General features: G+C 60.0%; 24 protein-coding genes. 12 read left to right on the top strand and 12 right to left on the bottom strand.

The genetic code is table 11. The annotated features are described in order from the left end of the window. Positions 1–43: 43 nt before the first annotated feature. The 4 genes from AF71_RS12250 to AF71_RS12265 are packed head-to-tail and all read left to right on the top strand — an operon-like array spanning position 44 to position 4822. Positions 44–973 (top strand): alpha/beta hydrolase, encoded by a 930-nt coding sequence (locus tag AF71_RS12250; protein ID WP_026371938.1) that lies wholly within the window; start codon positions 44–46, stop codon positions 971–973. A 16-nt stretch (positions 974–989) separates the two neighbouring features. Next, positions 990–1946, top strand: coding sequence for a DMT family transporter (locus AF71_RS12255; RefSeq protein WP_026371937.1), 957 nt, complete (start codon positions 990–992; stop codon positions 1944–1946). Positions 1947–1964: 18 nt separating this feature from the next. Further along, entirely contained in the window at positions 1965–3167 is a 1203-nt protein-coding gene (locus AF71_RS12260; protein WP_018858295.1) for a CaiB/BaiF CoA-transferase family protein, read from the top strand. After that, positions 3164–4822 (top strand): thiamine pyrophosphate-binding protein, encoded by a 1659-nt coding sequence (locus AF71_RS12265; RefSeq protein WP_169681472.1) that lies wholly within the window; start codon positions 3164–3166, stop codon positions 4820–4822. Before AF71_RS12260 ends, AF71_RS12265 begins: the two co-directional genes overlap by 4 nt. Positions 4823–4861: 39 nt before the next feature. Here AF71_RS12265 and AF71_RS12270 read toward each other — a convergent pair whose 3' ends face one another. From AF71_RS12270 to AF71_RS12280, 3 genes are all read right to left on the bottom strand, one after another. Further along, positions 4862–5206: a RidA family protein gene (locus tag AF71_RS12270; RefSeq protein WP_018858293.1), complete on the bottom strand. Its 345-nt coding sequence runs from the start codon at positions 5204–5206 to the stop codon at positions 4862–4864. A 72-nt stretch (positions 5207–5278) separates the two neighbouring features. Beyond that, positions 5279–5617, bottom strand: coding sequence for a TIGR01244 family sulfur transferase (locus AF71_RS12275; protein WP_169681474.1), 339 nt, complete (start codon positions 5615–5617; stop codon positions 5279–5281). Between the two features lie 69 nt (positions 5618–5686). Further along, positions 5687–6526 (bottom strand): DUF4432 family protein, encoded by an 840-nt coding sequence (locus AF71_RS12280; RefSeq protein WP_169681476.1) that lies wholly within the window; start codon positions 6524–6526, stop codon positions 5687–5689. A gap of 232 nt (positions 6527–6758) precedes the next feature. Between AF71_RS12280 and AF71_RS12285 the strand changes: the two genes are divergently transcribed. After that, the gene (locus AF71_RS12285) at positions 6759–8111 is read left to right on the top strand and encodes a L,D-transpeptidase (RefSeq protein WP_026371936.1); all 1353 of its coding nucleotides are present in this window, start codon (positions 6759–6761) and stop codon (positions 8109–8111) included. 72 nt (positions 8112–8183) lie between these two features. Here the strand turns inward: AF71_RS12285 and AF71_RS12290 are convergent, their stop codons facing one another. The 6 genes from AF71_RS12290 to AF71_RS12315 all read right to left on the bottom strand — a co-directional run bounded on the left by AF71_RS12290 (position 8184) and on the right by AF71_RS12315 (position 15727). After that, positions 8184–8897, bottom strand: a complete 714-nt coding sequence (locus AF71_RS12290) for a ParA family protein (protein WP_018858289.1) — start codon at positions 8895–8897, stop codon at positions 8184–8186. Between the two features lie 229 nt (positions 8898–9126). Further along, complete coding sequence (locus AF71_RS12295) at positions 9127–10278, bottom strand: iron-containing alcohol dehydrogenase (protein WP_169681478.1); 1152 nt, start codon at positions 10276–10278, stop codon at positions 9127–9129. Next, positions 10275–11660 (bottom strand): aldehyde dehydrogenase family protein, encoded by a 1386-nt coding sequence (locus AF71_RS12300; RefSeq protein ID WP_169681479.1) that lies wholly within the window; start codon positions 11658–11660, stop codon positions 10275–10277. The genes AF71_RS12295 and AF71_RS12300 overlap by 4 nt, the downstream gene beginning before the upstream one ends. A gap of 104 nt (positions 11661–11764) precedes the next feature. Next, the gene (locus tag AF71_RS12305; RefSeq protein ID WP_018857116.1) at positions 11765–13132 is read right to left on the bottom strand and encodes a glutamine synthetase family protein; all 1368 of its coding nucleotides are present in this window, start codon (positions 13130–13132) and stop codon (positions 11765–11767) included. A 148-nt stretch (positions 13133–13280) separates the two neighbouring features. Further along, the gene (locus AF71_RS12310) at positions 13281–14828 is read right to left on the bottom strand and encodes an amino acid permease (RefSeq protein ID WP_018857117.1); all 1548 of its coding nucleotides are present in this window, start codon (positions 14826–14828) and stop codon (positions 13281–13283) included. A 125-nt stretch (positions 14829–14953) separates the two neighbouring features. Further along, a complete protein-coding gene (locus tag AF71_RS12315; protein ID WP_018857118.1) occupies positions 14954–15727 on the bottom strand; it encodes an N-formylglutamate amidohydrolase in 774 nt (257 codons plus the stop codon). Positions 15728–15903: 176 nt separating this feature from the next. On the opposite strand from AF71_RS12315, the gene AF71_RS12320 reads away from it, so the two are divergent. The 7 genes from AF71_RS12320 to AF71_RS12350 all read left to right on the top strand — a co-directional run bounded on the left by AF71_RS12320 (position 15904) and on the right by AF71_RS12350 (position 22726). Beyond that, positions 15904–16776 (top strand): MurR/RpiR family transcriptional regulator, encoded by an 873-nt coding sequence (locus AF71_RS12320; protein ID WP_018857119.1) that lies wholly within the window; start codon positions 15904–15906, stop codon positions 16774–16776. 181 nt (positions 16777–16957) lie between these two features. Further along, positions 16958–18061 (top strand): ABC transporter substrate-binding protein, encoded by a 1104-nt coding sequence (locus tag AF71_RS12325; protein ID WP_025659341.1) that lies wholly within the window; start codon positions 16958–16960, stop codon positions 18059–18061. Between the two features lie 75 nt (positions 18062–18136). Further along, positions 18137–19030, top strand: a complete 894-nt coding sequence (locus AF71_RS12330) for an ABC transporter permease subunit (protein ID WP_026371779.1) — start codon at positions 18137–18139, stop codon at positions 19028–19030. Then, positions 19027–19815 (top strand): ABC transporter permease, encoded by a 789-nt coding sequence (locus AF71_RS12335; RefSeq protein WP_018116406.1) that lies wholly within the window; start codon positions 19027–19029, stop codon positions 19813–19815. The genes AF71_RS12330 and AF71_RS12335 overlap by 4 nt, the downstream gene beginning before the upstream one ends. A 14-nt stretch (positions 19816–19829) precedes the next feature. Further along, positions 19830–20891, top strand: a complete 1062-nt coding sequence (locus AF71_RS12340; RefSeq protein WP_113471572.1) for an ABC transporter ATP-binding protein — start codon at positions 19830–19832, stop codon at positions 20889–20891. Positions 20892–21040: 149 nt separating this feature from the next. Next, positions 21041–22375, top strand: a complete 1335-nt coding sequence (locus tag AF71_RS12345) for an MFS transporter (protein WP_113471571.1) — start codon at positions 21041–21043, stop codon at positions 22373–22375. A 51-nt stretch (positions 22376–22426) separates the two neighbouring features. Beyond that, complete coding sequence (locus AF71_RS12350; RefSeq protein WP_169681481.1) at positions 22427–22726, top strand: NIPSNAP family protein; 300 nt, start codon at positions 22427–22429, stop codon at positions 22724–22726. Between the two features lie 68 nt (positions 22727–22794). On the opposite strand, the gene ugpC is transcribed toward AF71_RS12350, so the two are convergent. Genes ugpC through AF71_RS12365 form a run of 3 tightly spaced genes read right to left on the bottom strand, consistent with a single transcriptional unit; the run spans position 22795 to position 25730 of the window. Next, entirely contained in the window at positions 22795–23796 is a 1002-nt protein-coding gene (gene ugpC / locus AF71_RS12355; RefSeq protein WP_018857123.1) for a sn-glycerol-3-phosphate ABC transporter ATP-binding protein UgpC, read from the bottom strand. A gap of 12 nt (positions 23797–23808) precedes the next feature. Continuing rightward, the gene (locus AF71_RS12360) at positions 23809–24891 is read right to left on the bottom strand and encodes a Gfo/Idh/MocA family oxidoreductase (protein WP_169681483.1); all 1083 of its coding nucleotides are present in this window, start codon (positions 24889–24891) and stop codon (positions 23809–23811) included. Further along, complete coding sequence (locus AF71_RS12365; protein WP_018857125.1) at positions 24888–25730, bottom strand: carbohydrate ABC transporter permease; 843 nt, start codon at positions 25728–25730, stop codon at positions 24888–24890. Before AF71_RS12365 ends, AF71_RS12360 begins: the two co-directional genes overlap by 4 nt. Positions 25731–25734: the final 4 nt, after the last annotated feature.

The raw sequence follows: 25734 nt of genomic DNA on the forward strand, positions 1-25734 counted from the left end.
TTTCACGGCCGATCTGGTCTTCTCCCGGCAACGGGAGGATATGATGTTCGCAGAAACGCAACGCCTTGAAACGGCGGACGCTTCACTCGCCTTTCATCATGAGCCGGCGCAATCCGAGGCACGCGGAATTCTCCTTGTGTCTCATGGGCTGGCCGAGCATTCCAGACGTTACTCCCGTTTTGCGGCAGCGATGGCAGCCCGCGGCTACCATGTGTTCGCCTTCGATCACCGTGGGCACGGCGAAACGACTGGCCCGGATGCGCCAATCGGACGTTTTTCCCGCCGCAACGGCATGCGACAGGTTATCGACGATGTCGGCTCTGTCCGCGAGCTTGCCGTAAAGCAATATCCCGGCCTCCCCGTCATCCTCTTCGGGCACTCGATGGGCGGGCTCATCGCGCTCAACGCGGCGATCACCTATCCGGAGAAATATGACGCCATTGCCGTCTGGAATTCGAATTTCAACCCGGGTCTATCGGGACGGGCCGCCCAGGCGGTCCTCTTGGCAGAACGAGCCCTTAAGGGCTCCGATGTTCCAAGCGGCATCCTACCGAAGCTCACCTTCGGCACCTGGGGGAAGTCCATTGCCAACCGTCGAACCGAGTTCGACTGGCTAAGCCGCGATCCTGTTGAGGTCGACAAATACATTGCTGACCCTCTGTGTGGCTTCGATGCTTCCGTGTCGCTCTGGCTCGATATTTTCGAGATGACGTTTCGCGCACCACAAGAGGCGCAACTGGACCGGCTGCCGAAGCACACGCCGATCCACCTTGTCGGCGGCGGACAGGATCCGGCAACAGATAACGGAAAAGCGGTGATCTGGCTGTCAAAGCATTTGAAAGCTCACGGCTTCTCCCGTATCAGGACACAGATATATCAGGACATGCGCCACGAAACGCTGAATGAAATTGGAGCGGACGCGGCCATCGCCGCATTCGCCGACTGGTGCGACGAAGCGATCGCAAGATCCTGAACTGAAGGGTTTCGCGATGAGCAATGGCATTTCGTCCCGTTCTGCCTCCGCTTCGGAGGTTTCGACCGGCATTCTCCTGATGTTCCTGTCGGTGCTGGTGTCCCCGATCATCGACATCTTTTCCAAGCTCGCGATCGCTACGATTCCTGCAGCGGAAATCACCGCCGCCCGCTTTGTGGTGCAGGCTCTCTGCATGTTACCGATCGTTGTCTGGCGAGGAAGCTGGAAGACCTTCTCCTGGCGAGCCAATATCTTTCACGCCATCCGAGGCGCCATCATTACCATTTCCATGGTCTCCTTTGTTACGACGCTGAAGTTCATGCCGGTTGCTGACGCCATCGCGATTTTCTTCGTCGAGCCGATCATATTGACGATCCTGAGCAGTATCTTCCTCAAGGAGACGATCGGCTGGCGCCGCTACATTGCCTGCGGCGTCGGCTTCTTCGGCGCGATGCTGATTATCCAGCCGAGCTTTCAAGAGGTCGGCTACGTCGCGCTTCTGCCCGTCGTCAGCGCTTTCTGCATCGCCATCTTCGCCTTGATGACCCGCGTGCTTTCGCACCGAGAAGATCCGTGGGCGATGCAGCTTCAGATGGGCATCTGGGGTCTGCTGTTCTGCGCGATCCTGCTTGCCTTTGGCAGCGGCACAGGTTCCGACATCTTCGACGCGGTGATGCCGGATGGCCGGGGCTACTTCTATCTGGTCGGCGTCGGTGTCACGGCGGCCATTGCCGGCATCTTCGGCGTCTATGCCTATCGTGCAGCACCTGCCTCCATTTTGGCACCACTGCAGTATTTCGAGATCGTGTCGGCGACCTTTTTCGCCTGGCTCGTATTCGATGACTTTCCGGATGCGCTCAAGTGGGTCGGTATCCTGATCATTATCGCATCGGGCTTGTACATCATCTGGCGCGAGCGCCGCTTTGCATCGAAGCCCGTATCCGATACACCTCAATCGGCCCTGGCGCCCTGATCTGATCGTGGGAGGAACATGACAGACAATCAGCTCCAAAAACCGCCGCTATCAGGCATACGCGTCATCGAGCTTGCGCGAGTGCTTGCCGGGCCATGGGCGGGCCAGATGCTGGCCGATCTCGGTGCCGACGTGATTAAGGTCGAAAACCCCGATGGAGGCGACGACACGCGGCATTGGGGGCCCCCCTTTGTCGAAGGTGCCGACGGCGAAAACCTCTCTGCGGCCTATTACCACGCTGCCAACCGCGGCAAGCGTTCGATCACCGCCGACCTGAAGCGCGAAGAGGATCAGGCCCTCGTCCGCCGCCTTATCGCCACGGCCGACGTCGTCATCGAGAACTTCAAGCTCGGCGGCCTTGTGAAATACGGTCTCGATTATGAGAGCCTGAAAAAGATCAATCCGAAGCTTGTCTATTGCTCGATCACCGGCTTCGGCCAGAACGGTCCCTATGCCAGCCTGGCAGGTTACGACTATATCGTTCAGGGCATGTCCGGCTTCATGTCGATCACCGGCGAGCCGGACGGACAGCCGATGAAAGCGGGCGTCGCGATCGCCGACGTCTTTACCGGTATTTATGCCGTCGCAGCCATCGAGGCCGCCCTCATCCACGCGCAGAAGACCGGCGAAGGTCAGCTGGTCGATATGGCGCTACTCGACGTACAATCCGCCGTGCTCGCCAACCAAAACATGAATTATCTCGTTTCTGGCCGAGCCCCGACCCGGCTTGGGAACGCGCATCCGAATATCTCGCCATATGAAGTCGTCCCCGCCGCCGATGGCTATCTGATCCTCGCAGTGGGCAATGACGGCCAGTTCCGCCGCCTCTGCGCGATCCTCGGCCTCCAGGGCATTGCCGACGATGCACGCTATTCCACGAACAAGGCGCGAGTCGCGAACCGCGACGAGGTACGCAAGCTGGTTTCCACCGAAACGCTGAAATGGCAGAAAGCCGACCTGTTGAAAGCCTGTGAGGCGGATGCGGTTCCGGCCGGTGCGATCAATACAATCGAAGAAATGTTTGAGGATCCGCAAATCCAGGCGCGTGGGTTGCGGGTAGATCTCGCGGACGCAAAGGGTACCGTCATTCCCGGTGTGAGGACGCCGGTCGTGCTGTCGCAAACGCCTTTGCGCTACGAGCGGCCGAGCCCGAGGCTGGGAGAGCATCAGGAGGAAGTTCTGGCGGAACTCGCCGAACTGGAGGGGAAAAGAGCATCATGAAGAAGACCGGCGGGGAACTGATCGTCGAGGCCCTGAAAGCAAATGGGGTGAAACGCCTCTCCTGCGTACCCGGCGAGAGTTTCCTTGCCGTCCTCGATGCGCTTTATGACAGCGACATCGACGTGGTGGTCTGCCGACAGGAAGGCGGAGCGGCCATGATGGCGGATGCCTGGGGCAGGCTCACCGGCGAGCCCGGCATCTGCATGGTCACCCGCGGCCCGGGCTCCACCAATGCAACGGCGGGTTTGCACATTGCCAGGCAGGATTCCATCCCGATGATCCTCTTCATCGGGCAGGTCCAGCGCGATGCCCGCGAGCGGGAGGCTTTCCAGGAGGTTGAGTATCGCCGCGCCCTCACCGAATTCAGCAAATGGGTCGGCGAGATCGACGACGCGGCTCGCATTCCGGAGTTCGTCACCCGCGCCTTTGCGATCGCAACATCCGGTCGTCCCGGCCCTGTTGTGTTGTCACTGCCTGAGGACATGCTGCGAGACGAGGTGGAGGCGCCCAGCGCAAAACGCTATTCGCGCGTCGAAGCCCATCCCGGCCGCCGCCAGATTGACGACTTCTATCTTCGCCTGCTGAAGGCGGAGCGACCGATGGTCATCGTCGGCGGCACGCGCTGGGATGCGGATGCGGTCGCCGACCTGAAAGCCTTCTCGGAACGCTTCGCGCTCCCCGTCGGATGCTCCTTCCGCCGGCAGATGCTGTTTGATCACCTACACCCGAACTATGCCGGGGATGTTGGCATCGGCGTCAACCCTGCGCTGGCGAAGGAAATCAAGGAGAGCGACCTGCTGATCCTGCTCGGCGGCCGGATGTCGGAAATGCCCTCCTCCGGCTATACGCTGATCGACATCCCCTACCCACAGCAATCGCTCGTCCACATTCATCCCGATCCTTCAGAACTCGGCCGTGTCTATCGCCCCGACCTGGCAATCTGCGCGAGCCCGAGTGACTTCGTGGCGGATCTTGCTGATCTCGAGGCGCCAAGCGAACTCAGATGGGCGGAGCGCACTGAACGGATGCACCAAGCCTACATCACCTGGTCGACACCGCCGCAGAGCGGCCCGGGACCGGTCCACATGGGACCGATCATGGAGTGGATCGAAGAAAACACACGCCCCGATGCGATCTTCACCAACGGCGCGGGAAACTATTCCACCTGGCTCCATCGTTTCCATCGCTTCCGCCAGTTCAACACCCAGGCAGCCCCGACATCAGGTTCCATGGGCTACGGCCTGCCGGCCGCTGTCGCGGCCAAGCAGCTCTTTCCCGAACGCGAGGTCATCTGCTTCGCCGGAGACGGCTGCTTCCTGATGCACGGCCAGGAGTTTGCGACTGCCGTACGCTATGGCCTGCCGATCATCGCGATCGTCATCAACAACGGCATCTATGGCACCATCCGCATGCATCAGGAGCGGGAATATCCCGGCCGCGTCAGCGGCACCGACCTGACCAACCCGGACTTTGCTTCACTTGCGCGTGCTTATGGCGGCCATGGGGAAACCGTCGAGACGACGGAAAGCTTCGCCGCCGCCTTCGAACGCGCGCGGGCAAGCGGCAAGCCCTCGATCATCGAGGTAAGGCTCGATCCGGAAGCAATTACGCCGACACGTACCCTTTCGGAAATTGCCCAAACAAAAAGCCGGTGAGTAAAACCCACCGGCCTTCGAGATTACAACACCGTCGACTTAGTCGAGGGCGGCGGTAACCGTGAACTCGACCTTGTACTTCGGTGCAGCAAGCTTGGCTTCGCTGGTAGCGCGAGCCGGCGTGTTGGCCGGGTCGACCCAGGCTTCCCAGGCAGCGTTCATTTCGGCAAAGTAGGACATGTCGGAGAGATAGATCAGCGTCTGCAGGATCTTCGACTTGTTCGAACCGGCCGCAGCGAGCAGACGATCGACTTCAGCCAGTGCCGACTTGCACTGTTCGGTGACGCTTTCGCCTTCGCCGACCTGACCTGCGAGGTAGACCGTGTTGCCGTGGACGACCGCGCCGCTCATGCGGGCGCCAACGTCGATGCGCTTAATGCTCATGATTGTCTCCTATTGGTGAAATGAAAGACGCCGCTGGAAAGAAGCGGCGTCGGACTCGGGTCAGTGATTGTGTTATGCGCGGATGTGCTGCGTCTTCTGATAGATCGCGGTCGAACGGGCACCGGAGCGGCAATAGCCGAGCATCGGACGCGGGAACTCACCAAGCGCGTCGACCATCCCGGCAATCGCCTCTTCGTTGACGCCCATCGGGCCGACCGGCACGTGTGCGATATCGAGGCCGAGTTCCTTTGCGCGCGCTTCGACCAGGGCATAAGGCGTCTGATCCGGGCTTTCGCCGTCCGGGCGATTGCAAACGATCGATTTGAAGCCCATGGCCTTGATCTGATCGAGATCCTCGACCGAAATCTGTCCGGAAACCGAATATTCGTCGTCGATTTGGCGAATGTCCATCGCTAATCCTCCTGAAATCATGGGCTGAATGACTACGCCGCCCCATGCCAAGCGTCAACCGCAGATCACTCACACGAAGGCAAAGCTGAGCGCATAATTTCGGCTCTCGCCGGGCTTCAGCATGATGAACTCACCCGCTGCTTCCAGCTCGGAGCGAGATACCCAGCGATGCGACACCGGCTCGATGCCGAGGACGTCGGCAGGTGCCTTCTGATTGCGCCAGACCTGCAGGTGCGGCAACGTCTCGGCAAGGACCCGCACTCGGAGGACCTTGCCGCCGATCGCGGCTATCGGGCCAAGACGCACCTCGGCAAAACCGCTGTGCGTTGCCGGCGCCTTAACGCAGAAGATGCCACCCGGCTCTTCACCAAAATTCCAGGGGAAGCCGCCACCCTCGAGCATCTTGCCTTCGAGACGCGTGCCGGCATCGAACCACTTGCCGCCAATATTCATATGGTACATCAGGAAAGTCGGCACGACCTTGTCGCTGGTGTTGACGACCTTGTCTTTAAGACTGACCTCGCCTGTCTGACCGTTGATGAACCAATGGCGTTCAATTCGAGCCGGCAAGCCTTCGACCGTTACGATATCGATATCCGCCCGGCACTCGGCATTCCCATTCTCGAATTTCGTCCAGAGGATCCTGGCTGCATGACCAGGGCCCGATCCATGCAAAGGATAGACCTTGCCGTCTGCGCGACCCGGAATCGGCTCGCGGTGACGGATATGGTCCGGTCCGCAGGTAAAGAGAAAGCCTTCGACAGAATGCGAGATGCGCGCGTCGCCGTCATCGGGGACCGCCTTCTTGGGAGCGATGTCGACACCATTGACGATACAGCCGCCGATATCCATCTGCGACGTCTCGTCCAGCATCAGCTTCGGCCCTCTTGCCGCGGCAAACTCGATCATTGTCCAACTTCCTCCCGGTTCTGGCGACTGATGCAGCGATATGTCTCGCAGCGGCATTCGTCAATCGCGGCTGCTATGCCGCTTCAGGGAACCGGCAGTTCACCCCAAAGGTTTATGAGCAAAGGAGAAATCACCAAATATTTATCTTTTGTTCAGTACGATTTCATAAATTCCACACTAGCGTCAAAATTCGCAGGTGTGTGTCGGCCAAGTCACTGAAGGATATGAAGACGTGAATCGCTTTGTAAGATCGGGATTGTCTGCCGCAGCTGCCGTGCTCGCCATCGCTGTCGCGCCTTCTGCCGATGCGCAGCAGTTTTACAACGGACGCCAGGGCGACATTGTCTTCGTGGCGCCGAACGGCGATATCCTCGACTACGTACCATCCGGCGCCGCCTACGCGCGCGACCGCAGGGGTAACCGCGTACTGGTCGATCCCTATGGCAATGTGATTGCGACCGAAATGCGCGCCCGCGGTTACTACCCGCGCCCGCCCGTGCGTGATGCCTACAATAACGACGCTTACTACGGCGACGATCCCTACGGCGATTCGCGCTATTCCGAACGCGGCGCCGTCACCGGCTCGATCCCGCGTGACGCTGCTATCGACCGACAGCCCCTGGACGAGCAGCCTTACCCGCAAGGCGGCGAAAACTACGCTTCCATCGAGCCGGACCAGCAAATGCCGGAGATGGCGCAGCCGAAGCCGCCTCAGGAGCCGGTGATCACGCTCAAGAACAAGTCGAAGTCCGAGATCGTCGCCCTTCAGGTGTTCCTCGACCGCGCCGGCGTGTCCCCAGGTGCGATCGATGGCCACATGGGCGCGAACGTGACCAAAGCGATCTATGCCTACCAGCAGATGACGGGTGAGACTCTCGACCCGAACAATACGGACGCCATCCTCGAGCAGCTTCGCATGACCGGCGGTCTGCCGCTGGTGAGCTACACGATCACGCCTGCGGATGCCGCTGGCCCCTATGTCGCGGAGATCCCCGAGGACTACGCACACAAGGCCGCGATGTCGTCGCTCGGCTACACCTCGACAACGGAAATGCTCGCTGAGCGCTTCCATATGGACGAAGGCTTCCTGAAGGAAATCAATCCGGGCATCGACTTCACGGTTCCCGGCACGGTCATCAAGGTTGTCAATCCTGGCGAAGTGAAAGCTGGATCGGTCGCGCGAATCATTGCCGACAAGGGCCGCAAGCAGGTCTTTGCCTATGACAACGCGGGCAATTTGGTTGCTGCCTACCCGGCCTCGATTGGCTCGACCGATACGCCCTCGCCTTCGGGTACGGTCACCGTCGAGCGCGTAGCTTTCAATCCGGGCTACACCTACAATCCGAAGATCAATTTCCAGCAGGGCGCCAACGACAAGATCTTGAACATTCCGCCGGGTCCGAACGGCCCGGTCGGCACGGTCTGGATGGCGCTCTCCAAGCCGACTTACGGTATCCACGGAACGCCGGAACCATCGAAGATCGGTCGGACCCAGAGCCATGGCTGTATCCGTCTGACAAACTGGGACGCCACCGAACTGGCGAAGATGGTCAAGCCGGGCGTAACAGTCGAATTCACCGACTGATCGATCCTGCCATTCCACCAACAAAAAATGCGCCGCAAAGGGCGCATTTTTTTGTTTAGCAGACAGTTTCCGCTAGGCGGCTGAGCGGATCAACGGGCCAGTGCTGCGCGCCGGCTCCGGGAGCTTTGCCGGGACCTTGCCCATGATCTCTTCAGCGAAACAGCGCGCGTTCTCGCGCGCCTTGTCGAGGTTGCTTACCCGGGCAGGATCGAGGGAATGCAGTGTGCCCCCACAGTCAAAGATGTCTCGGAAGGCAGACCGCTCGATGATTGCAGTATCCAACACCGGCACTTGGCGCTCGCTCAGCAGCGACTTGACGATGGAGAGCGCGCGTGTGGTCACCATCGAGTTGACACGGGTCAACACGACCGAGTGCCCAATACGGATGCCGGCCTTCTCGTCCAGATATTGCAGCAATTCGAGAACCTGCGCGCCGCCCCGAGCGTCCATGGCGCATCCCTGGATCGGGACCAGCACGTGATCGGAGAGGCCGATTGCCGTGGCAAGCAGCGGATTACGCGCACCGGGCAGATCGACGATGAAGTAGTCCGTATTGTGTTTGTTTTCCGATATGTGCAGCGGCAACGACGCCGACGTCACGAAATCGATGACCGAGATGTTGGCCACATGCCCGGATACTTCATGCCATCTCGTGATCCAGTGCTGCGGATCTGCGTCAAGGATTGTCACCCGATAGCCCTTCTGGGCAAGCTCGGTGGCGAGAAGAAGCACGGCTGTGGTCTTGCCGGCGCCGCCCTTGGTGTTTGCGAAAGTGATGACTGGCATGGACGGTCCTCGAAGGGAAAAGTGAGCCTCTCTATGGCCCTGTCGCGCACTTTCCGAAACATCGTGCGGTTAACGCATCCTTTACAATGATGGTTAACAACTCCTAAACACGGCGCCTGAAATTGCGGCTGACATTTCTTGCATCCCCTCGAAAACACGACGCCACGAATAAAAAGGCCCGGAAAGCCTAAGCTTTCCGGGCCAGTTGGGTCCGCCGTCTTGTCTAAATTCAGAAGCAGTCCTTGAAGAGCGCCTTCGTGTTTTCGAGCGTCATCTTGACCGGATTGCCGCCGGCGCTCGGATCTTCGATCGCCATCGCCGAAAGTTCATCGATTCGATCCGGCTTGATTCCCATCGCAGACAGGCTGTCGGGAACGCCAAGCTCGGCGCGAAGCTGCAGCACGTAGTTGTAGAATCCGTCGAAACCGCCGGAGATACCGAGATAGGCTGCAGCACGCGCAATCTTGTCTTCGATCGTCGAACGGTTGAAGCGAAGCACGGCCGGCATGACGACGGCATTCGTCATGCCGTGGTGGGTGTTGTAGACCGCGCCGATCGGGTGCGACAGCGCATGAATGGCGCCGAGGCCCTTCTGGAAAGCAACAGCGCCCATGGCGGCCGCCGACATCATGTTCGCGCGGGCTTCGAGGTCGGTGCCTTCCTTGTAGGCGCGTGGCAGGAATTCCTTGACGAGGCGCATGCCCTCCAGCGCGATGCCGGCAGACATCGGGTGGTAGAAGGGCGAGGAATAGGCTTCCAGGCAATGCGCGAAGGCATCCATGCCGGTGCCGGCCGTGATGATCTTCGGCATGCCGACCGTCAGTTCCGGATCTGCGATGACGACGCCCGGCAGGAACTTCGGGTGGAAGATGATCTTCTTCACATGGGTTTCGGAATTGGTGATGACGCTGGCGCGACCAACTTCCGAGCCCGTGCCCGCCGTCGTCGGCACGGCAACGATCGGCGCGATGCCTTCGACGCCGGCGCGTGTCCACCAGTCACCGATGTCCTCGAAGTCCCAGACGGGGCGCGTCTGGCCGGCCATGAAGGCCACGCACTTGCCGAGATCAAGGCCGGAACCGCCACCGAAGGCAACCACGCCGTCGTGGCCGCCATCCTTGAACGCCTTGACGCCGGCGTCGAGGTTCTTGTCGTTCGGGTTCGGATCTACATCGGCAAAGATTGCGCGACCGAGACCGGCGTCTTCCAGAACGTCGAGCGCCGTCTTGGTGATCGCCATGGACGCGAGGCCGCGATCGGTAATCAGCAGCGGCTTCTTCATGCCAAGGCTCTTGCAGGCGTCCGCCAGTTCCTTGATGCGCCCCCGACCTAACTTGAAGGCGGTCGGATAGCTCCAGTTGGCTGTGATGTTGCTGCTCATGCTGTGACTTTCTTCAGATGGTAGGATTTCGGACGCGTCAGATTGTGGAAGCCGATGATCGACAACGAGCCGCCACGGCCGGTTTCCTTGATACCGGTCCAGCAGAGCGCCGGATCGAGATAGTCTGCGCGGTTCATGAACACGGTGCCGGTTTCGATCTCGCGACCAAGCCGCCCTGCCCGCTCCGGATCCTTCGTCCAGAGCGAAGCCGTCAGGCCGTACTGGCTATCGTTCATCAGGGCCACTGCCTCGTCGTCGCTCTTCACCTTCATGATGCCGACAGCCGGACCGAAGGTTTCTTCGCGCATGAAGGCCATGGAGTGGTCGACGTTGACCAGGATCTGCGGAGCGAGATAAGCGCCGCCATCGTCCTGCGGGAACAGCTTGGGATCGACCAACGCCTTGGCACCCTTGGAGACGGCATCGGCGATCTGCTCGCGCACGACCTTGGCGAAACGCTTGTTCGCCATCGGCCCAAGCGACGTTTCCGGATCCAGCGGATTGCCGAGCTTGTAGTTCGATACCCAGGCGACCGACTTCTCGACGAAGCTGTCATAGAGCGACTCGTGCACATAGATGCGCTCGATTCCGCAGCAGCACTGGCCGGAATTGTAGGTCGCGCCGTCCATCAGCGTATCGACCGCCGCATCGAGATCCGCGTCTTCCATGACGTAGCCTGGATCCTTGCCGCCGAGCTCCAGGCCAAGCCCGGTAAACGTACCCGCCGCAGCGCGCTCCATCGAGCGACCGCCTTCGACCGAACCGGTGAAGTTGACGAAATTGAAGCTACCAGCAGCAATCAGGGCCGAGGTAGTCTCGTGATCGAGGAACACGTTCTGGAAGACATCCTCGGGAACGCCGGCCTCGACGAAGGCCTGCACCAGCCGCTCGCCGACCAGGAGCGTCTGCGAGGCATGTTTCAGAACAACCGCATTGCCCGCCATGAGCGCCGGGGCGATCGTGTTAATCGCCGTCATGTAGGGGTAGTTCCAGGGCGCCACGACGAAGACGACGCCATGCGCCTCGCGCTCGATCCGGCGCTCGAACTTGTCACTCTCTTCGACGACAAGCGGCGCCAACGCATCGGCAGCGATCGAGGCGACATAGTTGGAGCGCTCGTTGAAGCCCTTGTATTCGCCGCCATAACGGATCGGGCGGCCCATCTGCCAGGCAAGGTCGGGCACGACGACGTCGGACATTTCATTGAGCCGTGCGACGCCCTTCAGCACCAGCTGAACACGGTCTTCCAGCGGGCGTTTTGCCCAGGCCTTCTGCGCCTTGCGCGCACGCGCAACGGCCTCTTTCGCCGCCTCCAGCGAAAGCGCCGGGCGCTCGGCGTAAACCGATCCGTCGACCGGTGAAATGCATTGGATCATTCCCATGATCTTCATCCTATGTTTTAGCGTGCCGAAACCGGCGGACCTCCCAAACAATCTCCCGAGATATGGAAATCGTGTGACAGGACGCCGTCCGGCTTGGCTACGCTTTATGCTCTTTCGAAACCGCGCGCCACTTCCCAATCGGTGACGCGACGATCGTACTCTTCCTGCTCCCACTCGGCTGCGCGAGTATAGTGGTCGATGACATCATCGCCGAAGGCATTGCGCAGCATCTTCGATTTCGTCATGGCAACGGTTGCCGCACGCAACGTGCGCGGGATCTCGCGGACGCGGCGAGCGCCATAGGCGTCGCCGACAAATGGAGCCTCGAGTTCCACCTTGTTCTCGATGCCATCGATGCCCGCAGCAAGCAGTGCCGCAAAAGCGAGATAGGGATTGAGGTCAGACCCACCAACACGGCACTCGATGCGGATCGCCTTGGTGTCATCACCGCAGAGACGATAACCGGCCGTGCGGTTGTCCTTGCTCCAGATCGCTTTTGTCGGCGCGAACGTGCCGGCCATGAAGCGCTTGTAGGAGTTGATGTAAGGTGCCAGGAAATACGTGATCTCGCTCGCGTGCGAGAGCAGGCCGGCGATGTAGTTTTCCATTAGCGGCGACATGCCGTACTTGCCCTTCTCGTCATGGAAAAGCGGCGTCTTGCCGTCCACGCTCCAGAGCGACTGATGGATATGTGACGAGCTACCGGCGGCATTATAGTGCCACTTGGCGAGGAAAGTGATTGCCTTGCCCTTCGACCAGGCGATCTCCTTGCAGCCGTTCTTGATGATGGCATGGCGGTCCGCCATCGTCAGCGCATCGGCGTACCGGACATTGATTTCCTCCTGCCCGGCGGATGCTTCACCCTTCGAGTTCTCGACCGGAATGCCGGCCCCCTGAAGCCCCGTGCGGATTGCCCGCATAACCTCTTCTTCCTTGGTCGTCTGGAAGATGTGGTAGTCCTCGTTATAGGCGCTGGCGAGCTTCAGGTTGCGATAACCGGCTGCGTGCGCGGAGTCGTAGGTCTGGTCGAACAGGAAAAATTCGAGCTCCGAGGCCATAAAGGCCTTCATGCCCATGTCTTCCAGACGCTTGACCTGCTTCTTCAGGATCGCGCGCGGCGAATGCGGCACCTCTTCGTGGGAATGGTGGTCGAGCAGATCGCACAGCACGAGCGCCGTACCTTCAAGCCATGGAATCCGCCGCAGCGTCGAAAGGTCGGGCTTCATCGTGTAGTCGCCATAACCCTTTTCCCAACTCGTCGCCTTGTAACCGGAGACGGTTTCCATCTCCATGTCGGTGGCGACGAGATAGTTGCAGCTGTGCGTTTCCTTCCATGCGCTCTCGAGGAAGTATTCGGCCTGGAAACGCTTGCCCATCAAGCGGCCCTGCATATCCACCTGGCATGCCAGAACCGTGTCGATGCGCCCGTCGGCAACATCCTGCTTGAGATCGTCGAGAGTATAGATGCTCATATTGAATCCGCCTGAACCTGGAACTGAAAAAATCGGGTCAACGAAAGGGCATGCCGTCAAACGGGCGCGCCGCATCTGATGCGTTTTCGTTGAGCCGTTAAACGGGGCCGCCATCGCGGCCCCGCGGTTTGAGAGGGAAGTCGAAGCCTCAGCGTTCGCCAACTGCCTTTTCGGCAGCAGCAATCTCCGCCTGACGGCGCGCAACTTCCTCACCGATCGGCGGGCCCTTGAAGCGGCGGTTTTCAAAGCCGAACCAGATGATCGCAGTCAGTACGAGGAAGCCGACGGTGATGTAGAGAGCCCAATCATTCGGCGGCTGGATGCCGAGGACGAAGATCAGCACCATCGCCAGGATCGAAAGAATCGCGAACAGCTTGAACATGCCTTCGCCGAGGTTCCACGGACCCATCTTGTCCCACTTCGACGAACCCCAGGCGAGGAGGCCGAGGGTGATCGGGATCGCGAAGGAGAAGAACAGGAAGATAACCGTGCACGACACGACGATCGTGTAAACCGGCGTTTCGCCGATCGAAACGAGCGACGAGCCCCAGACGAACAGGACCGCGAGGATCGAGCCAGTCCAGATGGCCGCGACCGGCGTGCGGAACTTCGGGCTGACCTTGGCGAGTGCCTTGGAGGCCGGCAGACCGCCGTCGCGCGAGAAGGCGAAGATCATGCGCGAAACCGAGGTGACGGTCGCAAGGCCGCACAGCCACTGGCTGACGAAGATGGCAAAGTAGAGCACATCCTTGACGACGACATTGACCTGGCTGTCCATCGCCCAGAAGAACACGTTCCAGCCTTGCTTCGCCGCCTCTTCCATGTTCGGCAGCATCAACACGAAGGCGCAAAGCATGATGTAGCCGAAAAGCGCGGACCACAGAACGGAGGAGACCATGCCGCGCGGAACGGAATGAGCTGCCTTGACCGTCTCCTCCGACGTATGGGCCGAAGCGTCATAGCCGGTGATTGTGTAAATCGGCAGCAGAAGACCGAGCAGGAATACCCAAGCGCCCGAAGTCTCCGGCCACACGTTGCCGCCGGCTTCGCCGGAATAGTTGGCAAAGGTGAAAAGACGGCCGAACTCGTAGGACGGAGCCGCCAACAGGCACACCACTGCGAGCGCGATCGCCGTCGCGAAAATGAGATAACCGGAAAAGTCCGTGAGCTTCGCCGTCAGGCCGATACCCATGTGGTTCACGAGCGCCTGTGCGCCGGTGATGACGACCAGGAAAACGATACGAACGGTCGTCGTGTCCGTCAGGCCGAAGTAGCTCGTCCCAAGGGAGCCCATGAAGAAATAGTAGGTGCCGACGTTGATCGCGCCGAGAACGGTGACGAGGCCGAGCAGGTTGAACCAGGCGGTCAGCCAGCCGGTGAAGCGGTTGCCGAGGATCGAACCCCAGTGGTAGAGGCCACCCGCGGTCGGATAGGCCGAGCTGATCTGCGCCATCGCGACGGCGAACACCAGCGAAACGAAGCAACCAACCGGCCAGCCGATGCCGATGGCCGCGCCGCCGGCGCCGGAAGTCGCTTGCGCCAGCGAGTTGATACCGCCGGAAAGAATGCAGATAATAGAGAACGAGACGGCAAAATTCGAGAACGCGCTCAGCCTCCGCTCCAACTCCTGGGCATAGCCCATGGAGTGCAGGATATGCGTGTCCTGCTTCTTGTCGTGATCCGTGTAGTCGGACATGACTTCCCCCTGTTAGCGATCAGCCGCGGGATTGCGAGTGATCATCCAGTGCCAAAGTGCCCGTGACGTTTTCGCCTACGGGCGGATCGCAGTTAGACTGCTCCCTGGGGTCTTTTTCTTCGTTGTCAGGCGTCCAGGCTTTGCCGGAGAAGCCTCGTCAGATAGCCGGCCATGACCCCTTGGCCGTCTTCATCTGAGATGAGGTCGTTGCGGACCTCGATCATTACATTGCGCAGCCCGTTCGAAAGCCCGTGCAGGATGAGCGTGTGGGTCACGCCATCAACGGGGCCGTAGGGCTCGTTACGTTCGATTTTATAGAGAGGCGAGCCGGTCGATGCGGCGTTCAACACGCTGTCGGCAAAGCGGCTGTCTTCGTCATGCAATATACCAATTTCCACGGCACGTGTCTTGCCGTGGTAAACAGGAGTGAAGCTGTGGACCGTCGCAATCACCGTCTCCTGCCCCCTCGCCCTGCGATCGCGAATCAGTGCGCGAATGGCGTCGTGAAAAGGAATATACAATGCTTCGGTGCGCGCGAGGCGTTCTTCCGCGCTGAGATCGGCATTGCCCGGAATTTCATAGACTTCACTCTTCTCGGGCATGGCGCCGGCTGACTCCGGCGGCCTGTTGCAATCGTAAATCAATCGCGAAAATCGCTGGTAGACGAGCGTGGCGTCGAGCGCCTCGGAAATCCCGCGGGCGACTGCCAATGCGCCAGGGTCCCATGCGATATGGCTTTCCAGAGCCTCACGGGAGAGACCGAGGGTACCGTATCGCTCGGGCATCAAACGCGACGCATGCTCGCAGATCACCAGCAGCGGGCTCTCGCCATTCGGCCGCTCAACGGTAACGCAGTCGCCTTCCGCTTCACTTAGGACCTTGAACTGAGCAGGCACCACAGGCGCATCCCGATCATTAATTAAAGAATGTATAAGAAAAGAATTCTTCAGGTTTTGCCGACTGTCAAGCGCGACTGAAAATTTCTTTTCATGACAGCAGTTGACATGGATTGTGACAGCGTTGTTAACTTTCAGTGGGAAAGTGGCACAAGACCAATCCCGGGGAGCAAGAACGCGTGAGCGCTGCGTCGAAGACAGTTTCGGACGTAATCCATTCGCATTTTGGCATGCTTACGCGGGCCGAAAAGCAATTGGCCGAGAGCCTGCTGGACAACTACCCAGTCTCAGGATTGGGGAGTATCACGACGATTGCGGAGAACGCCGGCGTATCGACGCCAACGGTCGTACGCATGGTGCAGAAGCTCGGCTTCAAGGGCTATCCCGACTTCCAGGCGCACCTCCACCAGGAGGTCGAAGCGACAATCTCGAACCCCATCGCCAAGCATGATCGATGGGCCTCCAACGCGCCGGGCACGCATATTCTCAATCGCTTTGCCGACGCGATCATTGGCAATCTTCGCCAGACGCTGAGCGCGCTCGACACGGCGACGTTCGACAGCGTCGCCTCGCTCCTCTCGGATCGCAAACGCGGCCTCTATTTCGTGGGCGGGCGCATCACCGGCGCGCTGGCCGAATACTTCTTTACACATATGCAAGTCATTCGTCCGAACACTGCTTTGCTCTCATCAAACTCGAGCAGCTGGCCGCAATACGTACTCAATATGAATCCCGGCGACCTCCTGGTCATCTTCGATATCCGTCGCTACGAGCAGGAAATGGTCAGCCTCGCGACCGCTGCCCGAAAAAGCGGCGCGGAGATCGTCGTCTTTACCGATCAGTGGGGATCGCCCGCCGCCAAGCTCGCGCGTCACACGTTCCGTGTGCAGATCGAGGCGCCATCGGCCTGGGACACGTCCGTCGTCACTCTCTTCATCGTAGAAGCCCTGATCGAGGCCGTTCAAAGCTCGACCTGGGATGAGACGAAAGAACGCATGAAAACCCTGGAGGGCCTGTTCGAACAGACCAGGCTATTCCGCAAACTCAGTTAGGAGGGAAAATACGACAGTGAGATGACGTTCGGCGCTTGAGCGAATAATGTGTCGTAAATGAAACATCGCCGCCAACTGCCTGCTATACAAAGAAAAAAGAAGGTCATGAAACTGTCACGAAAGCTTCACGTAACGTAAGTAACAGCATCGTCGGACACTGAAAACCCGAAGGAGAACAACAGTGATCTCTAATATTTCGAAAATGCTTTCGCTTTCTACTGCAATTGTTGTTGCTTCGACTGCAATCGCAGCTGCTGAACCAAGCGCTGAACTTATCGCTGCCGCCAAGAAGGAAGGCACGCTGACGACCATCGCGCTTCCGCACGACTGGTGCGGCTACGGCGACGTCATCGCCGGCTTCAAGGCCAAGTACGGCCTCGAAGTCAACGAACTGAACCCCGACGCGGGCTCGGGCGACGAGATCGAAGCCATCAAGGCCAACAAGGGCAACACCGGACCGCAGGCTCCTGACGTTATCGACGTCGGTCTTTCCTTCGGCCCCTCCGCAAAGGCCGATGGCCTGATCCAGCCCTACAAGGTGTCGACCTGGGATTCCATTCCTGACAGCGCCAAGGATGCCGATGGCTTCTGGTACGGCGACTATTACGGCGTTCTCTCCTTCGTCGTGAACACCGACATCGTCAAGGACGTTCCGAAGGACTGGGCCGACCTGAAGAAGTCCGACTACGCCAACAGCATCGCGCTCGCTGGCGACCCGCGCGCTTCTAACCAGGCTGTCCAGGCCGTCTACGCAGCCGGCATCGCAGCTGGTGAAAAGGACGCGACCAAGGCTGGCGAAGCTGGTCTCGCGTATTTCGCCGAGCTCAACAAGGCTGGAAACCTCGTTCCTGTGATCGGCAAGTCCGCTTCGCTCGCTCAGGGCTCGACCCCCATCGTCGTTGCCTGGGACTACAATGGTCTCTCCTGGCGCGATACCCTCAAGGGCAACCCACCAGCTGAAGTCGTCGTTCCGGCTTCGGGCGTTGTCGCTGGCGTCTACGTTCAGGCGATCTCGGCCTTCGCTCCGCACCCGAACGCTGCAAAGCTCTGGATGGAATACCTCTACTCCGACGAAGGTCAGCTCGGCTGGCTGAAGGGCTATTGCCACCCGATCCGCTTCAACGATCTGGCGAAGAACAAGAAGGTCCCCCAGGAGCTCCTCGACAAGCTGCCGCCGGCCGCTGCTTACGAAAAGGCCGTGTTCCCCACCCTCGACGAACAGGCTGCCGGCAAGGCCGCCATCACGACGAAGTGGGACAGCGTCGTTGGCGCCAACGTCAAGTAATCTCTGACGCAAGACCTCTCCGCCTCTGTGGGCGGAGAGGTCTCATTTTTCATTGCCCCGATAAGGCCGTCGTCTATGAGCACTGTTTCAACATCCGTGGCTACGGCCACGCCCATGATAAACCGCGACAGGATCGTAGACTGGCTCGGCATCGCGCCCTTCATGATCTTCGCTGCGATGTTCCTGATCATACCGACGCTTTATCTGGTCGCCGGCGCATTCCTGACCCCGGAAGGCGAACTCACCCTCAAGAACATTGCCGACCTGTTCACGCCGTCGATCCTCAGTGCCTACTGGATCAGTATCAAGGTGTCGGTGGTTTCAGCCCTCGGTGGCGCGGTGATCGGCTCCCTTCTTGCCTGGGCTGTGGTGCTCGGCGGGCTCCCGACCTGGGTTCGTTCGGGCCTCCTGACCTTTTCCGGCGTTGCCTCGAATTTCGCGGGCGTACCGCTCGCCTTCGCTTTTCTCGCCACGCTCGGACGCACGGGTCTCGTGACCGTCTTGATGCGCGACTGGCTGGGCTTCAATCTCTATTCCACCGGTTTCAACCTCTTGAGCTTCTTCGGGCTCACGCTCACCTACATGTACTTCCAGATCCCACTGATGGTACTGATCCTGACGCCGGCGCTCGACGGCATGAAAAAGGAGTGGAAGGAAGCCGCGCTCATTCTCGGCGCCACCAACGGCCAATACTGGCGCATGGTCGCGTTCCCAATTCTCTGGCCGAGCCTGATGGGCACGACACTCCTGCTCTTTGCCAACGCTTTCGGCGCGATCGCCACAGCCTATGCGCTGACGGGAAGTTCGCTGAATATCGTCCCGATCCTGCTCTACGCACAGATCCGCGGCGACGTGCTTCATAACGCCAACCTCGGCTATGCGCTGGCACTCGGCATGATCGTCATCACCGGCCTGTCCAACCTCCTATACATCATGCTGCGCATGCGCGCTGAACGGTGGCAAAAATGAAGACTTCACGCCTTGGAGCCTGGATATCGATCGGATTCGGCGCGATCTACTTCGTCCTGCCGCTCATCGCCACCGTTGAATTCTCGCTGCGCATGCGCCGCGGCGCCTACAGTTTTGACGCCTACGCTTCGGTTTTTTCCGAGGCGCAGTTCCGCGAAACCTTCGGTTATTCGATGCTGATGGCGCTTCTGACGATCGTCTTTGGCATGCTGCTCGTGGTGCCTACGGCGTATTGGGTGCGCCTGCGCCTGCCGCAGATCCGTCCGATCGTCGAGTTCATCACGCTGCTGCCGCTCGTCATCCCGGCAATCGTGATCGTCTTCGGTTATCTCAGAATGTACAACTCGTCCTCGATCCTGCCGCTGACGGGATCGACCACGGGTACGAACATCCTGCTCGTCCTTTCATACATAACGCTGTCCCTGCCCTACATGTATCGCGCCGTCGACACCGCCATGCGTGCCATCGATGTCCGCACCTTGACGGAAGCTGCGGAAAGCCTTGGCGCCGGCTGGGCGACGATCCTGTTCAAGTGCATTTTTCCGAACGTCATGAGCGGCGTACTCTCGGGCGCCTTCATCACGCTCGCGATCGTCATGGGCGAATTCACCATGGCCGCGCTCCTCAATCGTCCGGCCTTCGGGCCTTACCTGCAGCTGGTTGGCGCCAACCGCGCCTATGAGCCGTCGGCCCTGGCGGTCATCGCCTTCTCGATTACCTGGCTCAGCATGGGCCTGCTGCAACTCGTCTCCCGCTTCCACAAAGCCGCTCCGGCTAAGTCGTAAGGTATCTGGTTTTCATGGCCTTTCTCGAACTCGCAAACCTCAAGAAATCCTTCGGCAACACGCAGGTCGTGCATGACTTCAACATGCAGATCGAGAAGGGTGAATTCATCTCTTTCCTTGGCCCGTCGGGCTGCGGCAAGACGACTGTCCTGCGCATGATCGCGGGCTTCGAAACACCCTCGGCCGGTCGCATCGCCATCGGCGGCAAGGAGCAAAACAATCTCAAGCCGAACAAGCGCAACATCGGCATGGTCTTCCAGGCCTACGCGCTGTTTCCCAACATGACCGTACACGACAATGTCGCCTTCGGCCTCAAGGTCGCCGGCACGCAGGCCACCGAGATTGACGCTCGCGTCAAGGATATGCTTGGGCTGATCAAGCTCGACCACCTCGCGGATCGCTATCCCTATCAGCTCTCCGGCGGCCAGCAGCAGCGCGTGGCGCTTGCCCGTGCGCTGGCGGTCCGCCCCCAGGTCCTGCTGCTCGACGAGCCGCTGTCTGCCCTCGACGCCAAGATCCGCGTGTCGCTGCGCGAGGAAATCCGCGCCATCCAGCAGAAGCTCGGCATCACCACCGTCTTCGTGACGCACGACCAGGAAGAAGCTCTCTCGATCTCCGACCGCATCGTCGTCATGAACGCCGGCCGCGCCGACCAGATCGGCACGCCGTTCGAAATCTACAACACACCGGCTACGCGCTTCGTCGCCTCCTTCGTCGGCACGCTCAACATGATCGAAGCGAAGGTTGTCGACCCCTCGGCCAACCGCATCCAGATCGGTGACCAGGGCGTGACGTTGAAGCAGTCCGTCGCCGCCTTCAAGGCTGGCGATACAGTCTCGCTGGCGCTGCGTCCGGAGGCAGGATCGCTGGCCGAGAGCGCGCCATGCGACACGAAGCTGACCGGTCAGGTCGTATCCGCCCACTTCCTCGGTTCGGTCATCCGCACGCGCATGAATGTCGGCGGCAATGTCATTTCCTTCGACATGTTCAACAGCCCGGGCGTGACCCCACCGGCTGCTGGCGAGACCGTCACGCTTCGCTTCATGGCAGCCGACCTCCTCGTCATCCGCGATTGATCGCGGCAGCGCTGCGCTCACGTTTGCGGCTTTGCCACACTTGCCTCCGCATTTCCGGCGCCCCACTCTGCGGCGCCGGAAATTGCTTGAAAGTGCGACCTCGATGCGTAACGACGGCTGAAGCATTTTTATTCAGCAAAGTCAGCATCATGTCCCCTACCACAACAGCCGTACCGCCCCGCCACCTCACCGCGCAGGATTTCCGCACCCTTGGCCTCTCGGCCCTCGGCGGTGCGCTTGAGTTCTACGACTTCATCATCTTCGTCTTCTTCGCGGCGGTGATCGGCAAGCTGTTCTTTCCGCCCGATATGCCGGAGTGGCTGGTGACCATCCAGACCTTCGGGATCTTTGCCGCCGGCTATCTGGTTCGCCCGCTCGGTGGCATCGTCCTCGCCCATTTCGGCGACCTCTTTGGCCGCAAGCGCGTTTTTGCTTTCTCGATCCTGCTGATGGCGCTCTCAACGCTCGGCATGGCGGCGATGCCGACCTATGCTACCATCGGCGTTGCCGCTCCAATCCTCCTCGTGCTCATGCGCATCCTGCAAGGCGCGGCGATCGGCGGTGAAGTTCCCGGCGCCTGGACCTTCGTGGCCGAACACGTCCCCTTCCGCCGCGTCGGCTTTGCCTGCGGCTTCCTCTGCTCCGGCCTGACCCTCGGCATCCTGCTCGGATCCTTCATCGCGACGATCATCAACTCCGTCTTCACGCAAGATGATGTCGTCGCCTATGCATGGCGCATCCCGTTCTTCCTCGGCGGCATCTTCGGCCTCGTTGCCGTCTACCTCCGCCGCTGGCTGCAGGAGACGCCCGTCTTCGCAGAAATGAAACAGGCCCGCTCGCTTGCGCCGGAACTGCCGCTGAAGGCCGTGCTGCGCGACTACCCGCGTGGCGTCATCATCTCCATGCTGCTGACTTGGATCCTGTCGGCCGGCATCGTCGTGACAACACTGATGACGGCAACCTTCCTGCAGAAGCTCTATGGCTACACCGCGCAGCAGTCGCTTGCCGCCACCAGTTTCGGCACGCTGTTCCTGATCTTCGGAACTGCCGCCGCCGGCGCGATCGTCGATCGCGTTGGCTCAGGCCGCTTCTTCGTTGTCTCAAGTATCTTCTTTGGTGCTGCGACCTTCGCGTTCTACAGTTATGCCGCCGTTTCGCTGACCGTTCTTTTCGTGCTCTATGCGATCATGGGGCTATCGGTCGGTATGGTTGGAGCTGTGCCCTACGTAATGGTCCGCGCCTTCCCGGCCCGCGTTCGCTTTAGCGGCCTCTCCTTCTCCTACAACGTCTCCTACGCGATTTTCGGCGGCCTGACGCCTCTTGCAGTCGCATCGCTGCTGCCAATCAATCCGATGGCTCATGCCTACTACCTGCTCTTCATCGCCGCCCTCGCCTTCGTGCTAGGGCTCTATCTGATCGCCAAGGGAGACAGCGTCGAGGCAGACGTCGGCATCGAGGAACTCGCCGAGCGCCTCGCCGCCTAGCTGTCGGAGGCGTGTGGCCGCCGTCCGGCTTTGCTTCAAAGAAACGCTTCAATGATTACCTGCTATCTGCGTTACACGATCGACCCACACAAGGTGGCCGAATTCGAGGAGTATGCGCGCCTCTGGATTCCGATCGTCAATCGAATGGGAGGCACGCATCACGGCTATTTCCTGCCGTCCGAGGGCGCGAACAACATTGCCATTGCGCTGTTTTCGTTTCCGAGCCTCGCGGCCTACGAAGACTATCGCACGCGCATGGCAAGCGAACCCGAATGCCAGGCCGCGTTCGACAAACGAAATCGCAGCATCATCAGCTACGAGCGCAGCTTCATGCGCCCTGTTCTTGGCTGATCGATAGAAATGGAAAGCCCCGCTCTGGCGGGCCCGCTCTGGCGGGGCTTTCAGTTTGACGTTGGGCTCTAGCGGATCGCCTTGTCATTGGCATCGAACCGATGCATGTGGGCCATGTCCGGCGTCGCATAGACGATCTCGTCGGGCTCGTACTGATGCTCACCGAAAAGGCGCGCGGTGATCAGGCCGCACTGCTCGGATTCGAGATAGATGATCGTGTCCGCGCCGAGATGTTCGACGTGGACGACCTTCGCCCGCCACGTGCCCTGCTCGCGCGAAAGGGTCAAGTGCTCTGGGCGCACGCCAACAGTCTTTGCCGCGGCATCGCTAACCTTGTCACCCGGAATGAAGTTCATCATCGGCGAACCGATGAAGCCCGCAACGAAGGTGTTTGCAGGGCGGTTGTAGAGCTCCATTGGCGAGCCGACCTGCTCGATCGCACCGGCATTCAACACCACGATCTTGTCGGCAAGCGTCATCGCCTCGACCTGGTCGTGGGTGACGTAGATCATCGTCGCCTTGAGGCTGCGGTGCAGGCGCGCGATCTCAAGACGCGTCTGAACGCGCAAGGCTGCGTCGAGGTTCGACAACGGCTCATCGAAGAGGAAGAGCGCCGGCTCGCGCACGATCGCGCGGCCAATAGCGACGCGCTGGCGCTGACCACCGGAAAGCTCCGCCGGGCGCCGCGCCAGATAAGGCTCAAGCGACAGCATCGAGGACGCCTTGGTCACCCGCTTGTCGATCTCATTTTTCGGCGTGCCGGCCTGCTTCAAGCCGAGGCCCATGTTGTCCTTGACCGTCAGGTGCGGGTAGAGCGCATAGGATTGGAACACCATCGCGATGCCACGCTTGGCGGGAGGCGTCAGCGTCTCTTCCTTGCCATTGATGAAAACGGCGCCCGAGGTGACATCCTCCAATCCCGCAATGCTGCGCAGGAGGGTTGACTTGCCGCAGCCCGAAGGTCCGACAAAAATGACGAACTCGCCGTCCTTGACCTCTAGGTCGATGCCCTTCAGCACCTCATGCGTGCCGTAGGTCTTGCGGATGGATTTGAGTTGAAGCGATCCCACTAGTCGTAATCCTTACAGTTTGACCGGCTCTTGGAGCTTGACGGCTTGGCCGGTACGCACGCTTTCGTCGGCGGCGAGGCAGATGCGCAGCGAAGCGACGGCGTCTGCCATGTGGCGGTTAAGGTCGATATCCTCGCGAATGGCCTTCAGCATGAAGGCCTGCTCGCGGTCGCAGAGTTCCTGATGGCCTGGTTCTCCCGCCATCGTCATGTCCTGGTCCGGCCGTATGAACTTGCCGTCGGTTCCTGTCTCCGCCGTGTGCAGGCGAATGACTGAAGTCTTGGTGTGAGCGTCGATATCGTCGGACTTGGCGTTCGGATCCATCACGATCGAGACCGATCCCTTCGGCGACATGATGTCCTTCACGAAAAACGCCGTCTCGGAGATCATCGGGCCCCAGCCGGCCTCGTACCAGCCGACTGAACCATCCTCGAAAAGCACCTGGAGCTGGCCGTAATTATACATATCGGGCGCGATTTCGTCCGATAGACGCAGTCCCATGCCGCGCACTTCCACCGGTTTAGCGTCCGTGATCTGGCACATGACGTCGACATAATGCACACCGCAATCGACGATCGGAGAGGTCGTCTGCATCAACGACTTATGTGTTTCCCAGGTCGGACCGCTGGACTGCTGATTGAGATTCATGCGGAACACATACGGCCCACCGAGCTTGCGCGCCTCTTCGATCAGCCGCATCCAGGATGGATGGTGGCGAAGGATATAGCCGATCACCAATTTCCGGCCGGCCTTCTTCGCCGCCACCACGACGCGCTCCGCATCCGCAACGGTTGTTGCGAGCGGCTTCTCGACGAAAACGTCGCAACCAGCCTCGAAGGCAGCGACCGCATAGTCCGCATGCGTGTCCGAATAGGTGCAGACCGCACAGAGATCCGGTTTCGGCTCGGCAAGAGCGGCCTTGAAATCCGAATAGATCTTGTAGCCCCGTAGTTCCTCCGGCAGATCAGGCGTCGAGCGATTGACCAGCCCGACAATCTCGAAACCGGGATTGTTGTGATAGGCCAGCGCATGGCTGCGTCCCATGTTGCCGAGGCCGGCGACGAGAACGCGGATTGGCTTGGTCGTCGAACTCACTTGACCGCTCCCGAAGTGATGCCGCGGATGAGCTGCCGCGAGAAGATGACGTAGAGAACGAGGATCGGCAGGATCGCCAGCGAAAGCGCGGCAAGCACGGCGTTCCAATTGGTCACGAATTGCCCAATGAAAATCTGCGACCCGAGGGTGACGGTCTTCGTCGCCTCAGCGGGCGCCAGGATCAGCGGGAACCAGAGATCGTTCCAGATCGGGATCATCGTGAAGACTGCAACCGTAGCCATTGCCGGGCGCACCAACGGGATGACGAGCCGGAAGAAGATCGCATATTCCGACAGCCCATCGATGCGGCCGGCATTCTTGAGGTCGTCGGAGACGGTCCGCATGAATTCCGACAGGATGAAGATCGCCAGCGGAATGCCCTGCGCAGTGTAGACGAGGATCAGCGCCGTCAGCGTGTTCACGAGACCGGCGGCCACCATGCCCTGCAGGATTGCGACCGTACCAAGGCGGATCGGGATCATGATGCCGATCGCCATATAGAGGCCGGTCAACGTGTTGCCACGGAAACGGTATTCGGAGAGCGCGAAGGCGGCCATCGCGCCGAAGAGCAGCACCAGCGCGATCGAAACGATGGTGACGATGAAGCTGTTCTGGAAGTAAGTGGCGAAATCACCCTGCCCCAGCACTGTTCGATACCCGACAAGACTGAAGGTCGAGGGCGTCGGCACCTGCAGCGGCGAGCGGAAGATCGCGTTACGGTCTTTGAACGAGTTGATGATCGTCAGGAACACCGGAAAGATGGCAACCAGCGTATAGCCGATGAGCGCCAGGTGGACGAAGCTGGTGCGGATGGGGGATGTGCGTGCTCTGTTGGACATGGCA

This window comes from Rhizobium sp. 57MFTsu3.2 (assembly GCF_012932765.1).
Taxonomy (GTDB): domain Bacteria; phylum Pseudomonadota; class Alphaproteobacteria; order Rhizobiales; family Rhizobiaceae; genus Rhizobium; species Rhizobium altiplani.